The organism is Sphingomonas aerolata (assembly GCF_003046295.1).
Taxonomy (GTDB): domain Bacteria; phylum Pseudomonadota; class Alphaproteobacteria; order Sphingomonadales; family Sphingomonadaceae; genus Sphingomonas; species Sphingomonas aerolata.
Genome location: NZ_PZZN01000001.1, coordinates 186,138 through 204,326, shown reverse-complemented (window position 1 = coordinate 204,326; position 18,189 = coordinate 186,138). Strand labels below are relative to the sequence as shown.

Annotated in this window: 15 protein-coding genes; 12 read left to right on the top strand and 3 right to left on the bottom strand. The window is 70.3% G+C overall.

What is annotated here, in order from left to right:
* Positions 1-21 precede the first annotated feature (21 nt).
* Together cobI and cobJ are read left to right on the top strand one after the other, a co-directional pair.
* The gene (gene cobI / locus C8J24_RS01050) at positions 22-771 is read left to right on the top strand and encodes a precorrin-2 C(20)-methyltransferase (protein WP_107931375.1); all 750 of its coding nucleotides are present in this window, start codon (positions 22-24) and stop codon (positions 769-771) included.
* Positions 768-1,532: a precorrin-3B C(17)-methyltransferase gene (cobJ, locus tag C8J24_RS01045; protein WP_107929693.1), complete on the top strand. Its 765-nt coding sequence runs from the start codon at positions 768-770 to the stop codon at positions 1,530-1,532. The genes cobI and cobJ overlap by 4 nt, the downstream gene beginning before the upstream one ends.
* Here the strand turns inward: cobJ and C8J24_RS01040 are convergent.
* Positions 1,508-2,257, bottom strand: coding sequence for a cobalt-precorrin-6A reductase (locus C8J24_RS01040; RefSeq protein ID WP_107931373.1), 750 nt, complete (start codon positions 2,255-2,257; stop codon positions 1,508-1,510). The genes cobJ and C8J24_RS01040 overlap by 25 nt on opposite strands.
* On the opposite strand from C8J24_RS01040, the gene cbiE reads away from it, so the two are divergent.
* Genes cbiE through cobF form a run of 6 tightly spaced genes read left to right on the top strand, consistent with a single transcriptional unit; the run spans position 2,247 to position 7,407 of the window.
* Positions 2,247-3,452 carry a precorrin-6y C5,15-methyltransferase (decarboxylating) subunit CbiE gene (gene cbiE / locus C8J24_RS01035; RefSeq protein ID WP_420894081.1) on the top strand — a complete coding sequence of 402 codons (1,206 nt, stop codon included), beginning with the start codon at positions 2,247-2,249 and terminating at the stop codon, positions 3,450-3,452. The two genes, C8J24_RS01040 and cbiE, sit on opposite strands and share 11 nt — an antisense overlap.
* On the top strand, positions 3,449-3,814 hold the full coding sequence (locus C8J24_RS01030) for a cobalamin biosynthesis protein (RefSeq protein ID WP_107929689.1): 366 nt from the start codon (positions 3,449-3,451) through the stop codon (positions 3,812-3,814). Before cbiE ends, C8J24_RS01030 begins: the two co-directional genes overlap by 4 nt.
* Positions 3,811-4,596, top strand: a complete 786-nt coding sequence (cobM, locus tag C8J24_RS01025; RefSeq protein ID WP_107929687.1) for a precorrin-4 C(11)-methyltransferase — start codon at positions 3,811-3,813, stop codon at positions 4,594-4,596. Before C8J24_RS01030 ends, cobM begins: the two co-directional genes overlap by 4 nt.
* Positions 4,597-4,604: 8 nt before the next feature.
* Positions 4,605-5,927: a cobyrinic acid a,c-diamide synthase CobB gene (locus tag C8J24_RS01020; protein ID WP_107931371.1), complete on the top strand. Its 1,323-nt coding sequence runs from the start codon at positions 4,605-4,607 to the stop codon at positions 5,925-5,927.
* Positions 5,924-6,643, top strand: coding sequence for a uroporphyrinogen-III C-methyltransferase (cobA, locus tag C8J24_RS01015; protein WP_107929685.1), 720 nt, complete (start codon positions 5,924-5,926; stop codon positions 6,641-6,643). The genes C8J24_RS01020 and cobA overlap by 4 nt, the downstream gene beginning before the upstream one ends.
* Positions 6,640-7,407, top strand: a complete 768-nt coding sequence (gene cobF, locus C8J24_RS01010; RefSeq protein ID WP_244180324.1) for a precorrin-6A synthase (deacetylating) — start codon at positions 6,640-6,642, stop codon at positions 7,405-7,407. Before cobA ends, cobF begins: the two co-directional genes overlap by 4 nt.
* A gap of 3 nt (positions 7,408-7,410) precedes the next feature.
* Here the strand turns inward: cobF and C8J24_RS01005 are convergent, their stop codons facing one another.
* On the bottom strand, positions 7,411-10,569 hold the full coding sequence (locus tag C8J24_RS01005) for a helicase-related protein (protein WP_107931367.1): 3,159 nt from the start codon (positions 10,567-10,569) through the stop codon (positions 7,411-7,413).
* A gap of 91 nt (positions 10,570-10,660) precedes the next feature.
* On the bottom strand, positions 10,661-11,416 hold the full coding sequence (locus tag C8J24_RS01000; protein WP_107929683.1) for a Crp/Fnr family transcriptional regulator: 756 nt from the start codon (positions 11,414-11,416) through the stop codon (positions 10,661-10,663).
* A 114-nt stretch (positions 11,417-11,530) separates the two neighbouring features.
* On the opposite strand from C8J24_RS01000, the gene C8J24_RS00995 reads away from it, so the two are divergent.
* The 4 genes from C8J24_RS00995 to C8J24_RS00980 all read left to right on the top strand — a co-directional run bounded on the left by C8J24_RS00995 (position 11,531) and on the right by C8J24_RS00980 (position 18,109).
* On the top strand, positions 11,531-12,652 hold the full coding sequence (locus tag C8J24_RS00995) for an alpha/beta hydrolase (RefSeq protein ID WP_244180322.1): 1,122 nt from the start codon (positions 11,531-11,533) through the stop codon (positions 12,650-12,652).
* Between the two features lie 134 nt (positions 12,653-12,786).
* A complete protein-coding gene (locus C8J24_RS00990) occupies positions 12,787-14,823 on the top strand; it encodes an alpha/beta fold hydrolase (RefSeq protein WP_107929679.1) in 2,037 nt (678 codons plus the stop codon).
* Positions 14,824-15,122: 299 nt separating this feature from the next.
* A complete protein-coding gene (locus C8J24_RS00985; RefSeq protein WP_244180320.1) occupies positions 15,123-17,000 on the top strand; it encodes an HAD family hydrolase in 1,878 nt (625 codons plus the stop codon).
* Positions 16,997-18,109 (top strand): glycosyltransferase, encoded by a 1,113-nt coding sequence (locus tag C8J24_RS00980; RefSeq protein WP_107929675.1) that lies wholly within the window; start codon positions 16,997-16,999, stop codon positions 18,107-18,109. Before C8J24_RS00985 ends, C8J24_RS00980 begins: the two co-directional genes overlap by 4 nt.
* Positions 18,110-18,189: the final 80 nt, after the last annotated feature.

Sequence of the window (18,189 nt, the reverse complement as noted above, 5' to 3'; positions counted from 1 at the left end):
GTGGTGGCGCCCGTGCCGACTATGGTGCCGCCGCCGGGGCAGGCGGTGGTGACGGGCACGATCCACGGCGTCGGGTTGGGGCCGGGCGCGTGCGACCTGATGAGCGTGCGCGCGGATCGGCTGGTGCGCGGCGCGCGGCACGTCGCCTATTTCCGCAAGGCGGGGCGGCCGGGGCAGGCGCGGCGGATCGTCGAGGGGATGCTGCGCGACGACGTGATCGAATACCCGATGGAATATCCCGTCACCACCGAGATCGCGCTGTCCGATCCGCGCTACAACGACCGGCTGTCGGGCTTTTACGCCACGTGCATCGATCACCTCGCGGCGCTGGCGCTGGGCGGCGAGGACGTGGTGGTGCTGTGCGAGGGCGACCCGTTCTTCTACGGATCGTTCATGCATCTCTACACGCGGTTGCAGGGGGTCGCGCCGGTCGCGGTCGTCCCCGGCATTACCGGCATGTCGGGCGCCTGGACCGCGAGCGGTGCGCCGATCACCTGGGGCGACGACGTGCTGACGGTGGTGATGGGGACGCTGCCCGAGGCGGACCTGGTGCGGCGGATCCGCGACACCGATGCGCTGGTAGTGATGAAGATCGGCCGGCACCTCGCCAAGCTGCGCCGCGCGGTCGCCGCGGCGGGGCGCGAGGAGGCGGCGTGGCTGGTCGAATATGCCGCGATGGCCGAGCAGCGCGTCACGCGGCTGTGCGAGGCGGATGCGGTCACGCCCTATTTTGCGATCCTGCTGATCCACGGGCAGGGGCGGCGGCCATGACCCCGGGTGCAGGGACTGGCTGGCTGGCGATTGCGGGGCTGGGGCCGGGGGATGCGGCGCTGGTGACGCCCGAGGTCAGCGCGGCGCTGACCGAGGCGACCGACGTGATCGGCTATATCCCCTATGTCGCGAGGGTTCCGGCACGCGACGGGCTGACGCTGCATGCGAGCGACAACCGGGTCGAAATCGACCGCGCGCGCCATGCGCTCGAACTGGCCGCGAAGGGCGCGCGCGTCGTCGTCGTGTCGTCGGGGGATCCCGGCGTGTTCGCGATGGCGGCGGCGGTGTTCGAGGCGCTGGAGGCGGAGCCGGCGGCGTGGGGCGGGATCGACATCCGCGTGCTGCCGGGGATCACCGCGATGCTGGCGGCGAGTGCGCGGGCAGGCGCGCCGCTCGGGCATGATTTCTGCGCGATCAACCTTTCGGACAATCTGAAGCCCCAGGCGCTGATCGAGCGGCGGGTGCGGCTGGCAGCGGAGGCCGATTTCGCGATCGCCTTCTACAATCCGCGGTCGAAGGCGCGACCCGACGGGCTGGTCCGCGCGTTCGAGATCCTTCGCACGACGTGCGGCGACGATCGCCCTGTGCTGTTCGCGCGGGCGGTGTCGACCCCGGAGGAATCGTTGTCGATCGTGCCGCTGACCGAGGCGCGGGCGGAGATGGCGGACATGCGGACGATGGTGATCGTCGGTTCGAGCCTGACGCGGATCATCGCGCGGGCGCAGGGGCCAATCCTCTATACGCCGCGGTCCGCGCCATGATCGAGCCAGTCGAGCACCGCGTCGACCGAATCGACCGCGTGTCGCGCGGGCAGCGGCGGGCGGTCGATCATGATCACCGGCAGGCCGAGCGTGCGCGCGGCGACGAGCTTGGCCGCCGCGCCGCTGCCGCCCGCGTTCTTGCAGACGACCAGGTCTGTCGCGTGATCGCGCATCAATTGGGTGTCGCCGGCGGCGTCGAACGGGCCGCGGTCGACGACCAGGCGGTGGCGGGGCAGCGGCGGCGGGCGGTCGGGCGTATTGACGAAGCGCAGCAGATAGTCGTGCTGCGGCTGCTGCGCGAAGGCATCGACATGCATCCGGCCCAGCGCGAGCATCACGCGCTGCGGCGGGCCGGCGAGCGCCGCGACGGCGGCCGAGATATCGGCGACGCGGTACCAGCGATCGCCCGCGACCGGGGTCCAGGCGGGGCGGGCGAGCGCGATATGCGCGACGCCCGCCTGTGCCGCGGCGTCGACCGCATGGCGGTGCATCTGCGCGGCGAAGGGATGCGTCGCGTCGATCAGGTGCGTGACACGGTGCTCTTTGAGATAGGTAATGAGGCCTCCGACGCCGCCAAAGCCGCCGATGCGGACGGGGACCGGCTGCGCGCGCGGGTTGGCGACGCGGCCGGCATAGCTCAGCACGGTCGGGTCGCCGCGCGCCGCGAGCCGTGCGGCGAGTGCGCTGGCTTCGGTGGTGCCGCCGAGAAGCAGGATGGTCGGAATGACTGAGGCTCCGTGGCTGACGATCGTCGGGATTGGCGAGGACGGCGTGGCCGGGCTGTCCGCCGCGGCGCGCACGGCGCTGGCCGAGGCCGAGATCGTGACGGGCGCGACCCGGCATCTGGCGCTTGCCGGCGAGCTTAGGGGGGCGGTCGAGGCTTGGCCAGTGCCGTTCGAGGACGGGATCGCGCGGCTGATCGCGCATCGCGGCCGGCGGGTGGTGATGCTGGCATCGGGGGATCCGTTCTGGTTCGGCGCGGGCACGTCCGTGACGCAGCACCTGAGCCCGGGTGAGTGGACCGCGCATCCCGCGCCGTCGACCTTCGCGCTGGCGGCCGCGCGGCTCGGCTGGGGACTCGAGGACTGCACATGCCTGGGGCTGCACGCCGCGCCGTTCGGCCGGTTGCGGCCGCATATCGCGCGGGGGCGGCGCGCGATCGTGCTGGTGCGCGACGGGGCGGCGGTCGGTGGGCTGGCGGCGTATCTGGAGGCGGCGGGGTTCGGCGCGTCGTCGCTGCACGTGCTCGAGGCGCTGGGCGGGCCGCGCGAGCGGATCCGCCACACGACCGCCGCGACGATGGCGTTCGACGACATCGCGCATCCGGTCGCGGTCGGCATCGTCTTCGAGGGCGCGGGGGCGGTAATGCCGCAGGCGGGGCTGTCCGACGACTGGTTCGCGCATGACGGGCAGATCACCAAGTCGCCGATCCGCGCGGTGACGCTGGCCGCACTCGCGCCGAAACCGGGCGAGAGCCTGTGGGATATCGGCGCTGGATCGGGATCGATCGGGATTTCTTGGCTCCTCGCGCACCCGTCAACGCGGGCAATTGCGTTCGAGGCGGATCCGGTGCGAGCGGGGCGGATCGTCGACAATGCGGCGACGCTGGGCGTCGACCGGCTGGTGGTGGTCGAGGGGCGGGCGCCCGAGTGTCTCGGCGAGCTGCCGTGTCCCGATGCGGTGTTCGTCGGCGGGGGGCTGTCCGAGGCGCTGTTGCGCGCGCTGTGGCCGCTGGTCGAGCAGGGCACACGGATCGTCGCCAATGCGGTGACGCTCGAATCGGAGGCACTGCTGACGCAGTGGCAGGCAGCCCAGGGGGGGAGCCTGATGCGGATCGAGGTGGCGCAGGCGGTGCCGATCGGGACGCGACGCGGTTGGCGCGCGCAGTTCCCGGTAGTGCAATGGGCGTATCCGGCATGATCGTCGCCGGTTTTGGCTTCAACACGGCCGCGGATGCCGCCGCGTTGCGCGCCGCGCTGGCCGCCGCGCAACAGGGCCTCCCGCCGGTCGAGGCGCTGGCGGCGCCCGATGACAAGCACGGGCTGCCCGGCGAGATCGCGGCGCTGCTGGGTCTGCCGCTGATCACGGTCGATCCCGCCGCGCTGATTGCGGCCAGTCCCATCACCCGGTCCCCTGCGAGCCTTGCCGTGCGGGGGACCGGCAGCGTCGCCGAGGCCGCCGCGCTCGCCGGTGCGGGGCCGGGCGCGCGGCTGCTGACTCTCCGCCATGTTTCGCCGTGCCGCCGCGCGACCTGCGCCATTGCCCAAGGATTTCGACCATGACCGTGCATTTCATCGGCGCGGGGCCGGGTGCGCCCGACCTGCTGACGTTGCGGGGGCGCGACCGGATCGCGATGTCACCGGTGTGCCTCTATGCCGGGTCGCTGATCCCGGAGGCGCTGCTCGAGCATTGTCCGCCGGGCGCGCGGATCGTCAACACCGCGCCGATGGACCTCGACCAGATCATCGCCGAGATCGTCACCGCGCATGCGGCCGGGCAGGACGTCGCGCGGCTGCATTCGGGGGATCTGTCGATCTGGTCGGCGATGGGCGAGCAGCTGCGGCGGCTGCGCGCGCTGGATATTCCGGTGACGATCACCCCCGGCGTCCCCGCCTTTGCCGCCGCCGCCGCCGCGCTCGAGGTCGAACTGACCTTGCCCGAGCTGGCGCAGTCGGTGGTGCTGACGCGGACGCCGGGGCGGGCAAGCTCGATGCCGGCGGCCGAGACGCTCGTCGCGTTCGCCGCGACGCAGGCGACGCTGGCGATCCACTTGTCGGTGCACAATCTGCCGCAGGTCGTCGCGGACCTGCTGCCCGCTTATGGTGGCGACTGCCCGGTCGCCGTGGTGTGGCGCGCGAGCTGGCCCGACGAGCAGATCGTCCGCGCGACCTTGTCGACGGTCGAGGCGGCGGTGACGGGGCGACCCGAGCGGACCGCGCTGATCCTGGTCGGGCGCGTGCTGGCGCCGGGCGACTTCGCGACGAGCAGCCTGTATGCGCAAGGCTATGACCGGCGGTTCCGGCCGCAGTCGGCGGAGTCCCGGTTCGCAGGAGACACGCCATGACGCGCGGCATGACCCCGGGCCTGCTGGTCGCTGCGCCTGCGTCGGGAACGGGGAAGACGACGGTGATGCTCGGGCTGTTGCGGGCGCTGCGCGACGACGGGATCGCGGTGCAGCCGTTCAAGTGCGGGCCCGACTATATCGACCCGGCGTTTCACCGCGCGGCGAGCGGGCGCGCGTCGTTCAACCTCGACAGCTGGGCCATGACGGGGCCGCGGCTCGACGGGATCGCGGCGCGCGGCGACGATGCGGACATGACGCTGGCCGAAGGGTCGATGGGGATGTTCGACGGCGTTGCGCACGCAGGCGCGACGGGCAATGGCGCGAGCGCGGACGTCGCGCGGCGGATGGGCTGGCCGGTCGTGCTGGTGATCGACGTGTCGGGCCAGGCGCAGTCCGCGGCGGCGACCGCTTTGGGGTTCGCGCGCTATGATCCAGGCGTAAGGGTCGCAGGCGTGATCCTCAACCGCGTGGCGAGCGAGCGGCACGAGCGGCTGGCGCGCAGCGGTATGGAGGCGGTCGGGATCCGCGTGTTCGGCGCGCTGCCGCGGCGGGGCGACCTGACGCTCCCCGAGCGACATCTGGGGCTGGTGCAGGCGATCGAGCACCCTGCGCTCGACGCGCAGATCGCGGCCTATGCGACGTTCCTGCGCGCGCATGTCGATATCGCCGCGCTGTGCGAGGCGGCGGCCGCGACGCCGCGGCCGGTCGCGCAGGGGACGGTCGTGCCGACCCCGCCGGCACAGCGGATCGCGCTGGCGCAGGATGCCGCCTTCTCGTTTACCTATGCGCATGTGCTGGACGGGTGGCGCAGCGCGGGGGTGGAGATCCTGCCCTTTTCGCCGCTGGCGGACGAAGGGCCGGCGAAGGATGCGGATCTGGTCTGGCTGCCGGGGGGCTATCCCGAGCTTCATGCGGGTGCGCTGGCGGCGGCGGACCGGTTCCGTGCGGCGCTGGCGCTGCATGCCGAGACGCGACCGGTGCACGGTGAGTGCGGCGGGTACATGGCACTGGGCGAAGGGCTGATCGATGCGGACGGGACACGGCACCGGATGGCCGGGTTGCTCGGGCTGGTGACGAGTTATGAGAAGCGGCGGATGCATCTGGGCTATCGGCGGGCGACGCTGCACGCGCCGATCGGCGGGATCGCGGCGGGGGCAATGCTGGCGGGGCATGAATTCCATTATTCGACGATCCTCGACCAGCCCGACGCGCCGCTGGCGCAGGTAGTCGACGCGAATGCGCAGGCCGTACCCGAAACCGGCTCGCATCGCGGCGGCGTGACGGGTAGTTTCTTCCACATGATCGCCCCCCTTGGCCCACCGGCTGCATGACCGGTTTCGTTTCGTTCGTCGGATCCGGCCCCGGCGACCCCGAATTGCTGACGCTGAAGGCGGTGACGCGGTTGCAGCGCGCCGACGTCGTGCTGTTCGACGATCTGTCGTCGGGCGCGGTGCTGGGCCATGCGCGCGTCGGTGCCGAACTGGTCGCGGTCGGCAAGCGCGCGGGGCGGCCGTCGCCGCGCCAGTCACATGTCTCGCAACTACTGGTCGATCATGCGCTGACCGGCGCGCGCGTCGTCCGGCTGAAGTCGGGCGATGCGGGGATGTTCGGGCGGCTCGAGGAGGAGATCGTCGCGCTGCGCGAGGCAAACGTGACGTTCGAGATCGTCCCCGGGATCAGTGCGGCGAGCGCCGCCGCCGCCGCCGCGGCGATACCGCTGACGCGCCGGCTGTCCGCGCGGCGGGTGCAATATGTCACCGGCCATGACGTGACCGGGAAACTACCCCAGCAGCGCAACATGGCCGCGCTCGCCGATCCGGAGGCGACGACGGTCGTGTTCATGCCGCAGCGGACGTTCCCGGCTCTGGTCGAGTCGCTCGTTGCACATGGTCTGTCGGGCGACACGACCGCGCTGCTCGCGGAAAATGTCGGGCATCCGGACCAGAGCCTGACCTGGTCGACGATCGCGGGGCTCGCGGCGCGGCTGGCGGGGGGCGTGTCCGACAAGCCCGCGCTGATCCTCTACGGCTCGCTGATGGCGCCGTGAGCGGGGTCGAGATCGCGATATCGCTGATCGGGATCGGCACGGGCAATCCCGATCACGTGACGCGCGCGGCGGTCACGGCGATGAACGCCGCCGACCTGATCCTGCTGCCGCGGAAAGGCGCGGGGAAGTCCGATCTGGTCGATTTGCGCCGGACGATCTGCACCGCGTTGCTGACCGGGCCTGCCAAGGTGGTGGAGTTCGACCTGCCCGAACGCGACGCGGACGCGCCGTACCGTGCCGCGGTGGATGCGTGGCACGATGATATCGCGGCGGTGTGGGCGGCGCAGATCGCCGAGCATCTGCCAGGCGGGGGGCGGGTCGCGTTCCTCGTCTGGGGGGATCCGTCGCTCTACGACAGCAGCCTCCGGATCGCTGACCGGCTGCGAGCGGGAGGGCGGTCGATCGGGGTCAGCGTGGTGCCGGGAATCACCAGCCTGCAGGCGCTGACCGCGGCGCATGCGATCCCGCTCAACACGCTCGCCGCGCCGGTGACGATCACCACCGGGCGCAGGCTGCGCGCGGAGGGGTGGCCGGCGGGGGTCGAAACGCTGGCGGTGATGCTCGACGGGGCGTGCGCGTTCGAGACGATCGCACCCGAGGGAATCACAATCTGGTGGGGGGCGTATTTGGGGATGGCGCAGGAGGCGCTGGTCGCCGGGCCGCTTGCTACGGTCGGGGCGGACATCGTCGCGCGCCGTGCCGGACTGCGCGCCCGGCACGGCTGGATCATGGACGTATATCTCCTGCGCCGCACGGGCGGCTGAGCGTCACTCCGACAGGTCGCTCAGCAGCTCGCGGACGCGGTCGAGGCGGGCGAGGGGATCCTCGATCCGTTCGCGGACCAGCCAGCGGCGCTTGGCCTGTTCGAACGGCGCGGGCAGGGCGGCGGTGGGGTCGCCCGGGGTGAAGGCGATGGCGCCCGGGCCGACATCGATCTGGCGAATGTCGGCGGCGGCGGCGAGTGCGCGGATCCGCGCGCATTCGAGCAGGCGGACGGCATTGTCGGGAAGTGCGCCGAACCGGTCCTCGAGCTCGGCCTGGAACGCATCGAGCGCGGCGATGTCGGTCAGATGCGCGAGCTGGCCGTAGAGCGTCAGCCGCAGGTCGGTCTCGGGGATCCACTCTTCGGGAAGCATGCCGCCGACGCCGAGATTGAGCACCGGCTGGCACTGATCAACGGGCTCGCCACGCGCGGCCTTCAGCGCGCGGCCGAGCAGATGCTGGTAGAGGTCGATGCCGATCAGCTTCATGTGGCCGGCCTGATCCTCGCCGACCAGATCTCCCGCGCCGCGCATGTCGAGATCACGCGCACTGATCGCGAAGCCCGCGCCGAGCTGGTCGAACGCCTGGAGCGTGCGCAGGCGCTTCATCGTGGCGTCGGCGATCGTGGCCTCGCCGTCGGTCGACAGCAGGATCTGGCCGCGCCGGCCGCCGCGTCCGACCCGGCCGCGCAGCTGGTGAAGCTGCGACAGGCCGAACCGGTCGGCGTGGTGGACGATCATCGTGTTGGCACACGGCACGTCGAGCCCCGCCTCGATGATGTTGGTCGCGAGCAGCACGTCGCCGTCGCCTGCGGCAAAGCCCGCCATTGCGTCGTCGAGCTCGGCCGCCTCCATCTTGCCGTGCGCGATGACGAGGCCGAGCTCGGGGACGAGCCGCGCGAGCGTTTTAGCGAGCGGGGCGATGTCCTCGATCCGCGGCACGACGACAAAGCTCTGGCCGCCACGCGCGCGTTCGCGGCGCAGCGCCTTGCGGACCGCGGCGTCGTCGAACGACGCGACGATGGTGCGAATCGGCTGGCGGCGCGCGGGTGGCGTCGCGATGACCGAGATCGCCTGGATGCCGACCATCGCCGACTGGAGCGTGCGCGGGATCGGCGTGGCGCTGAGCGTGAGGACGTGACCCGCGCCCATGTCGCGCAGCGCTGTCTTGGCCTTCGCGCCGAACCGCTGTTCCTCATCGATCACGACGAGCGCGAGATCGGCGAAGGTGACGCCCTTGCCGCCAACGGCGCTGGTGCCGACCACGACCGCGATCGACCCGTCGGCGAGGCCGGCGCAGACTCGCTTGCGCTCGGCAGGCGTTGACAGCCGAGACAGCGCGGCGACCTCCAGCCCGGTGCCGACAAAGCGCGCGCGGAACGTCTCGAGATGCTGGCGGATCAGCACCGTGGTGGGCGCGACGATCGCGACCTGGCGACCGGCTAGCGCGACGAGCGCGGCCGCGCGAAGTGCGACCTCGGTCTTGCCATAGCCGACATCGCCGACGATCAGCCGGTCCATCGGCTTGCCGCTGGCGAGGTCGCTGCGGACCGCCGCAATCGCGCGCGCCTGGTCGGGGGTCTCGGCGAAGGGGAAGCCCGCAGCGAACCGTTCGTAGAGCGCGACATCGGGGACGATCGGCGGCGTCGTCCGCGCATCACGTTCGGCGGCGACCGCCTGAAGCGCACGTGCGCTTTCCGCGATCGCCGTGTCGATCGCGGCGCGACGCTTGGTCCAGCTTCCGCCGTCAAGCGTGTCGAGCGTCACCGCGTCCGCATCTGCGCCATAACGCCAGATGCGATCGGCCTCATGCACGGGGACGAGGCGGCGCGCGCCCTTGGCATAGTCGAGCACGATCGCGTCGGCCGCGACGCCATCGAGGTCGGGCAGCGCCTCGACCCCAAGAACGCGACCGATGCCGTGATCCTCATGCACGACAATGTCACCGGTCTGCAGCGTCGCGCCTTCGGCAAAGGCCGCAACGCCGGCACCGGGACCGTCGTCCAGTCGTGCGCGGCTGCCGAGCAGGTCGGCGGCGGCGACGATGGTGAGATCGGCATGGACAAAGCCCTGGTCGAGCGGAGCGCAGAGCAGTGACACCGAACCGACGGGTGCGGCCGCCGCCTCGGCAAGGCTGTCGACGGGCTTTGCGTCGACACCGAGCCGCGATGCGAGGAAACGAAGGTCACGCGCGGACCCGGCGATCGCGAGCCGGCCATCGGCGATCACCGAACGCGCGAAGCGGCGGAACGCGCGGACCGGATCGCGCCGCTCGATGAAGCGCGGGGTGCGTTCGACCGGGGTGTCGGTGGCGAGGATTTGGCGGCCGGCCGTCGCCTTGTTCCAGGTGCGGGTGTCGACCAGCGCGGCATTGACCTGACGCGCCGCGGTGCCGTCGGCGGCAAGCGCGAGGAACCGGGTGCGGCGGTCGTCGACCAGAGGGTCGAAATGGAGCGCGGCATCGGGCAAATGCTCGATGATCGCGACCCCGTCACCCAGATCGGGTTCGCAGGCGCGACCGACGATTACCGCGTCGAGCGTTTCGAGGCTGCGCTGCGACACCGGGTCATAGCTGCGAATATCAGTGATGACCGAATTGTCGTCGAATTCGATCCGGGCGGGGTTCGCACGATCGGCTGGAAACAGGTCGACGACGCTGCCGCGGATCGCGATCTCGCCGGGTTCGTCGACGCGGTCGTCGATCGTGTAGCCGATCGTTTCGGCGAGCGCGGGCAGCGCGGCGATGTCGATCGTATCGCCGACGCGGAATACCGGTGGCGCCTCGTCGAACGCGGCGGGGGTGGGATAGCGGACTGCGCTGGCCTCGGCAGAGAGGACGAGGAGGATCGGGCCGGTCGAGGCTGTAGCGGTCGCGGCGCGCAGACGGCGCAGCGCCTCGACCCGGCGGCCGACATTGGCGGCGCTGGGCGGCGCGGAGTCGCCGGGGAGCGCATCGCTGGCGACGAGATGGACGACGGTCATCGCGGGCGCGAACCCCTCCGCGAGGCAGGCGATCGCATCGGCGCGCGCTTCGTCCTCGACCACTAGGATGGCACGGTCGATCCCGGCGGTCAGCAGCTCGGCAACGACGATCGCCGCGGGCAGGGTTGCCGGTGCGGCGCGCGTGTCACCCGGCAGGTCGATATGGTCGGTACGCTTCAGCATGGCCCCTCCGGTCGGGCCGTTGGCGCCCATTGAATGAACGGTATGCGGGCCGGCTCGTTCCGTGATCCGTGCACGAAATGTTCCGACCGGCTCAGCCGAGCAGGCGGCGATACTCGGATTCCGCATGGCCATAGGTGTCGCCCGCCATCCGCATCAGCACGTCGCGGTCGCGGACCAGCACGCGGCCTCGGACCGAGCGAATCGCATGCTCCTCCTCGAGCCGGTGCAGCGCTTCGGTCACGCTGCTGCGACGGACGCCGAGCATCAGGCGGAACTCCTCATGCGTCATGCAGATCGCGTCGTCGCGGATGCGATCGTGATAGAGCAGGATCCAGCGCGCCATGCGTCGCTCGATCGAATGCGCAAGCGACGATACGATCGTGCGGCCCATCTGGGTCATGAACACCTGCACGAAACGGAGCAGCGCGAGCTGCAGCGTGTCGCTCTGCGCGGCGGCGGCGTGGAAGCGATCGAGCGGGAGCTGCAGCGCGACGCCCTGTTCGGCGCGCATCACGACGTCATAGGGCGAGCGGTCGTCGCCGAGCAGCGCGGACCAGCCGACAAAGCCCTCCGCGCCGATCAGCCCGACCGCAAAGCGATGATCGCCCTCGAGCGCGTCAAGCACGCCGGCGATCCCCTCTTCGGGAAAGCAGAGCGTCTCGATCCTCTCGCCCGCACGCGTCAGCGACTCGCCGACCGCGAAGGAAACGCGGTCGAGATGCGGGGCGATCAACGCGAAGTCGTCGGGACTCAGACGCTGAAGCAGCCGGTTTCCTGTGCCTCGCGCCGACGACGCGTCGCCAGCCCCATCCCGGTCGATGGTCTCCAGTCGATTGTCGCCCGCCATCACGCCCCCTGAAACACTGCACGAATTCAATACGATCCGGTCTTCGTCCGGTTTCGTACAGCAACTCCCACGCCGCCGCCGGGGTTGCGCCTTTCAATGTTACAGGAGGCAATTTTGACACATTCCATTCGACGGACGCTGCTCGCCAGCGTGTTTGCATCGACGCTCGTAATCATCCCGGGCGCCGCGCTCGCCCAGTCGGCGCGCAGCGACACCGCGCCCCCGCCGCCGCCGCCGCCCGCCACCAAGATGGCGCCGGCCAAGGCTGCGCCCGACATGCAGGCCGTCCTCGACGCGTTGGCCGGCCTCGGCGGTAAGCCGATCGAGACGCTGACGCCCGCCGAAGCACGCCAACAGCCTTCGGCTGCGGATGGCGCCAAGGCGGTGATGGCACAGAAGGGGATGCCGACGACGCCCGACGCATCGGTGACGACGCAGGACATGCCCTATGGCAGCGACGCCAAGCAGTTTGCCCGCGTGTACAAGCCGGCGACCGCCGCCAATGCCAAGGGCCTGCCGGTCGTGGTCTATTATCACGGCGGCGGCTGGGTGATCGCGGACGTCGCGACCTATGACGCGGCACCGCGCGCGATGGCAAAGGCGCTGAACGCGATCGTCGTGTCGGTCGAATATCGTCATGCCCCCGAGTTCAAGTTCCCCGCACAGCATGACGACGCGGCGGCGGCCTATCGCTGGACGCTGGCCAATGCCGCGGCATGGGGTGGCAACCCGGCGAAGATCGCGGTTGCGGGCGAGAGCGCCGGCGGCAATCTGGCGGTCGCGACGGCAATCTATGCCCGCGACAATCGCCTGACCTCACCGCTGCACATCGTCTCGGTCTATCCGATCGCCAACAGCAGCAAGATGCTGCCGTCGCGCCGTGATTCGGCGAATGCGAAGCCGCTCAACGGCGCGATGCTGCCGTGGTTCGGCTATTACTACCAGACCAGCAAGGCGGATGCGCAGGATCCGCGGCTGAACCTGGTCGGGGCAAACCTGCGCGGGCTGCCGCCGACGACGATCATCAATGCGCAGATCGATCCGCTGCGGTCGGATGGCGAGACGCTGGCCGCGGCGATGCGTGCGGCGGGCGACAAGGTCGAACAGCGCACCTTCCCGGGCGTGACGCATGAATTCTTCGGCATGGGCGCGATCGTGCGCGGCGCCAAGGATGCGAACGATCTCGCGGTCGCACGGCTGAAGGCGGCGTTCGCCATGGCTCCTGCGAAGCGCTGATGCGTTGGGAGGGGGATAGTTTCTCCCTCCCATTTTTGCAGCGAGTAATGCCATGACGTCGACGACCCATGCCTCTTCGCCCCGCTATCGTGCCTTCGGGCGGGTTGTGGCCCTGCTGATGGCGGAGCGCTGAGATGCCCGTGATAACCACGCCAACGCTGGCGATCGCCTATACCGATACGGGCCCGCGCGAGGGCGATGCGGTGTTGTTGCTGCACGGCTGGCCCGATGACTCCTCGACCTGGGACGACGTCCTACCCGCGCTGCACGAAGCCGGGCTGCGGACGATCGTACCGAGCCTGCGCGGGTTCGGCGAAACGCGGTTCGTGGCGGCAGATACGCCGCGCACCGGCAACAGCGCGGTCCTGGCGATGGACGCGATCGCGCTGATGGACGGGCTGGGGATCGCGCGGTTCATGGTCGTCGGGCACGACTGGGGCTCGAACATCGCCGAGGCGCTGTCGGTTGGATGGCCTGACCGGGTTCAGCGGATCGCGATGCTCGCGACGCCGCCGCGACTGGGCGGCATGCCGACGCCGCCGTTCGAACAGACGCAGCGGCAATGGTATCACTGGTTCATGGCCACCGCGCGCGGCGCGCAGGCGGTGCGCGATGACCCCAGGGGGTTCGCGCATGTCCACTGGACCAACTGGTCGCCGCCGGGCTGGTTCGACGAGGCGACCTTTGCACGGGTGGCGCGCGCGTTCGGGAATCCGGACTGGGTCGACGTCACACTGCACAGCTATCGCGCGCGCTGGGACGAGGCGGCGCCCGATCCCGCGAGCGTCTGGCTTGAGGAAGCGGTAAAGGCGAGCGCGACGCTGTCGCTGCCCGCGCTGTACATTCAGGGTGCGGAGGACGGGGTGAACCCTCCGAGCGCGACCACCGCGGTACCGGAGAAATTCTCGGGACCCTTCGCCTTCGTCACCTTGCCCGGCGTCGGCCATTTTCCACAGCGTGAGCGACCCGAAGCGGTCGCCGACCTGCTCGTCACGCTGTTCACCGGCGATCCCGCCACCTTGTCCGACACGATTTACCGGAGCCAAGACATGTCCAAGTTCAAACCCCTTCTTGCGGGCGCTGCGCTGTTCGCGCTCGCCGCCGCGACCGCGACCGCGGCCGGCGTCGCACAGGCCAGGACCGCGGCGAGCCCGCTGACTCAGGTGGCGACGTTCGACCATCAGGTGACCGGCGTCGCGGTGACCGCGGACGGACGACGGTTCGTCAACTTCCCGCGCTGGACCGATGATGCGCCGATCTCGGTCGCCGAGGTGCTGCCGGACGGCAAGCTTAAGGCCTATCCCGACGATACGTGGAACAGCTGGCGCAACGCGCGCGCGAACGAATTGCCGGTCGGCGACTATTTCGTCTGCGTCCAGTCGATCGTACCCGACGGCCACGGCAATCTGTGGGTGCTCGATCCCGGCGCGCCCGGTAACGAAAAGCCACTCGAAGGCGCGCCGAAGCTGGTCAGGATCGACCTGGCGACGAACCGCGTGACCAAGGTGATCAAGGTCGCGGCCGATGTTGCGCTGCAGGGCACGTACCTCAACGACATCCGCTTCTCGCCCGACGGCAAGACCGGCTACATCACCGATTCGGGCACGCGCGGCGCGATCATCGTGATCGACCTGGAGAGCGGCAAGGGGATGCGCGCACTCGACGGGCATGGCTCGACGCAGATCGACAAGAGCGTGACGGTCATGACCGACGGCAAGCCGCTGGTCCGTCCCGATGGCCGCCAGCCGGCCTTCTCCGCGGACGGCATCGCGATCTCGAACGATGGCAAGACGCTGTATTACCAGGCGCTCACCGGCAAGACGCTCTACGCGATCGACACCGGGCTGCTCCGCGAGGGCGTGAGCGCAGCGCAGCAGGCGGCGGGGGTGAAGACCATTGCCGAGACGCACGTCGCGGACGGGCTGTGGATGAGCAAGGCGGGCGTGCTGTACATCACGTCGCCGACCAACGACAGCATCACGCGGCTGGTCGGCGATCATGTCGAGCCGGTGCTGACCGACAAGCGGCTGCGCTGGCCCGATACCTTCTCCGAAGGGCCCGACGGGCGGATCTATGTGACGGCGAGCCATATCCAGGACACCAGCTGGTTCAAGCCGGGCGCGCCGGCATCGCTGCCGACCGCATTGTTCGCATTCGATCCGGTACGGTGAGGTGAACGGGCGCCCCGGGCATGGAGACATGCCGGGGCGCCGCTGCCCGGCAGCGGCAGAAAACGTCGAATTGCAACAGGGTTAACATAGCGCAACGCGATAACCGCGCACCCCGGGATCGAATGTCGTGGCGTGTCGTTTCGCCATACTAACGATACGGGGTCGCCTTGTTCATTCTGCATTTGGCCCTCGGGGGCTGCCTGAAAACGCCGCCCATCGACTTCGGCATTACGGCCGACTCCGGGGGGCATCTCGCGTATGTGGTCGATGCAGCGCTGGTTCAGGCAGAGCTTCCCGGCTTGGATCGGGTCTCGATCGTTACCCGGTTGTTCCGGTCTGCGGATCTGCCATCCGTGCATGGCCAGCGATCGGAGCGCGTCACCGACAGGTTGACGATCGATCGGGTCGATAGTGGCGACGACCGCTATCTCGAGAAGGAGGCGCTCGCCGCCGACCTGCCCGCATTCACCGAGGCGTTTTGCCGTCACATTGCCGGACTGGCCGTCATGCCCAACGTCATCCATGCGCATTTCGCCGATGCCGCAGCCGTCGCGATCGAGGCACGCCGCCGGTTCGGCATTCCGTTCGTGTACACGCCGCATGCGCTGGCGATCGACAAGCGCCGTCAGGGCCTTGGCGGAGCCGAACTCGGCACGCGGATTGCGGCGGAAACCACCGCGATCGCTGCGGCAGACGCGCTGATCGTATCGACGCGGGACGAGGCCGAACGGCAGGTCCCGGCCTATGGCGTCGGGGTCGCGGGCCGGATCCACTGCGTGCCGCCCGGCGTACCCCGCCGTCCCTATGCAGGAGGCACGGCGACGTTGGTCGACCGTCTGGGAGACTGGCTCGATCGGCCGGATCTTCCGATCCTGCTGGCGATTGCGCGACCGGTGGCGAAGAAGAACCTCGCGGCCCTTGTCCGCGCGTTCGCGGCGGATCCGGTTCTGCACGAACGTGCGAATCTGGTGATCCTCGCCGGGCAACATGGGGGCCAGTCGTCGAGCGAGGAACGGGCGGTGCTGGGCGAGCTGCAGGCGCTTGCCGCTAGTCCTGCGCTGCGCGGGCGGTTTGCCTTGCCGCCGCGGCACGATGCTTCGGACGTCACTGCGCTGTACCGGCGAGCGGCGGCAGGCGGCGTGTTCGTCAACCCGGCGCTGCACGAGCCGTTCGGGCTGACCCTGATCGAAGCGGCAGCGGCCGGCGTTCCGGTCGTTGCGACCCGCAACGGAGGGCCAGCGGAGATCGTCGCGCAGATCGGTCACGGCTTGCTGGTCGATCCGCGCGACGAGCCGGGAATTGCGGCGGCGTGTCGTGCGGTGATCGGGGATGCGGGGCTTCACGCGCGGTTGAGCCGGGCGGCACGTGTCGGAAGTGCGGCATATGACTGGCGGCGCTATGCCGATGCAGCGATCGACATCTACGCGGCGTTGCGGCGCCAGCCTGCGCTGCTGGCCTGCGACATCGACAACACGCTGACCGGGTCGGTCGATGGCGCGGCGGCGTTCGCACGCTGGCGGCATGGCAGCAGCCTGCCGTTCGTGGTCGCGACGGGGCGCAGCTTCGCCGAGGCGCGCGCGGTGCTGGCGCAGTGGCATCTGCCCGAGCCGGACGCATTCATCGTCGACGTGGGGACGCGGATCCTCCGTCCGGCGGCACATGGCGGGTGGCAGTCCTGCGCCGCGTTCACTACCGCGCTTGATCAGGACTGGGACCGGGCGGCGGTACGTGCGGCGATCGCCCCGCTCGGCATCTGCGCCCAGCCGGTCGTTACCGAGGGCGCGCACAAGCTCAGCTTCTTTGGCGACGCCGCCGACGTCGCAGCGATCCGCGCGGCTCTGGCGCAGGCGGGGCTTGCAGCGCGGGTCGTGTTCTCGCACGGTCGGCTGATCGACGTGCTGTCCCCCGGTGGTGGCAAGGCGGCGGCGATCGCGGCCTATGCAGCGGGCTTGGGACTGACGCTCGACGACTGCATTGCAGCGGGCGACAGCGGTAACGACCTCGACATGCTCGACGCATGCGGGTTCGCGATCGTCGTTGCCAATGCGAGTGATGAACTGGCGACGCTTGCCGCGCGTCCCGGGCTGCACCGCACCACGCGCAACCATGCCGCCGGGGTGGTCGAGGGGCTGGCACGGCTCGGATTGACGACGCCGGCCGCGCAAGTCGCGGCATGACGCGTCCGTTCGGCTATTTCGTCCACCATCAGGGTCGCGGGCATGCGGAACGCTGTGCCGCGATCCTGCAGGCGCTGCCGCCATCGCGTCCCGTGACGATCTTATGCGCGCGCGACGACATCTTCCCCGCGCTGCCGGCGCAGGCGCGGATCGTGACGATCCCGTCGCTGTTCGAGCCGACCGGGCAGGAAGTGGCGATGGACTGGGTCGCGACGCCGGCGACGCTGCACTGCGCGCCGCTCGGCTGGCCGGGGATCCGAAGCGCGATGGCGACGATCGCCGACTGGTTCGCGCAAGCGGACCCCGCGCTGATGATCTGCGACGTGTCGGCGGAGATCGCACAGCTGGCCCGGATCTGCAGCGTTCCGCACGTCAAGGTGCTGCAGCATGGCGACCGCGGCGATGCCGGGCACCGCGCGGCCTATGACGGCGCCGCCGGGCTGCTCGCCGCGTTCCACCGCGATCTCGCCCAGCCCGACTGGGACGCGGCGATGATCGAAAAGACCTGTTTCGCGGGCGGGCTCGGCGTCGATACGCAGGGCCCCGACCGAAGCGCGGCGCGGGAGCGGCTGGGGATCGGCGAGCGCGAGGAGATGATCCTCGTCATGGCCGGCGGCGGCGGCAGCGGATTCGGGCAGGCGCCACTGGGCGTCGGCGCGCGCAGCCGGCCTGCCGCGCGCTGGATTACGATCGGGCCGGTCGTGCGCGATTGGCATGCGACCGAGCCCGCCAATATCGACCATCGCGGCTGGGTGGAGAATGCGGCGGACTATGTCGCGGCGGCGGATCTGGTGATCGCGTCGACGGGGAACACCACCTGCCAGCAGATCCTGGCGGCGGCGCGGCCGTGGATTGCCGTGCCCGAGTGGCGCTATTTCGACGAGCAGCACCGCAAGGCGGACGCGCTGGGCGCGGCGGGTGTGGCGTGCATCCGGCCGCATCTGCCGTCGTCGGCGGACGCGTGGACGCAGGCGATCGACGCCGCCTATGCGCAGCACCGCCCCGAGCGGCAGCGCGCGATGATCGCCGATGCCCCCGCCGACGATGCCGCGCGCTGGCTCGAAGCGCTGGCGGCAAGGCTCTGGGGCACGGCACCGCACCCGGCCTGATCCGTTCTGCCCCCGTCGTTACCCTGTTCCGTCCTGTTCCGTCCTGTTCCGTCCTGTTCCCAGATCCCATTGGAGCCCTG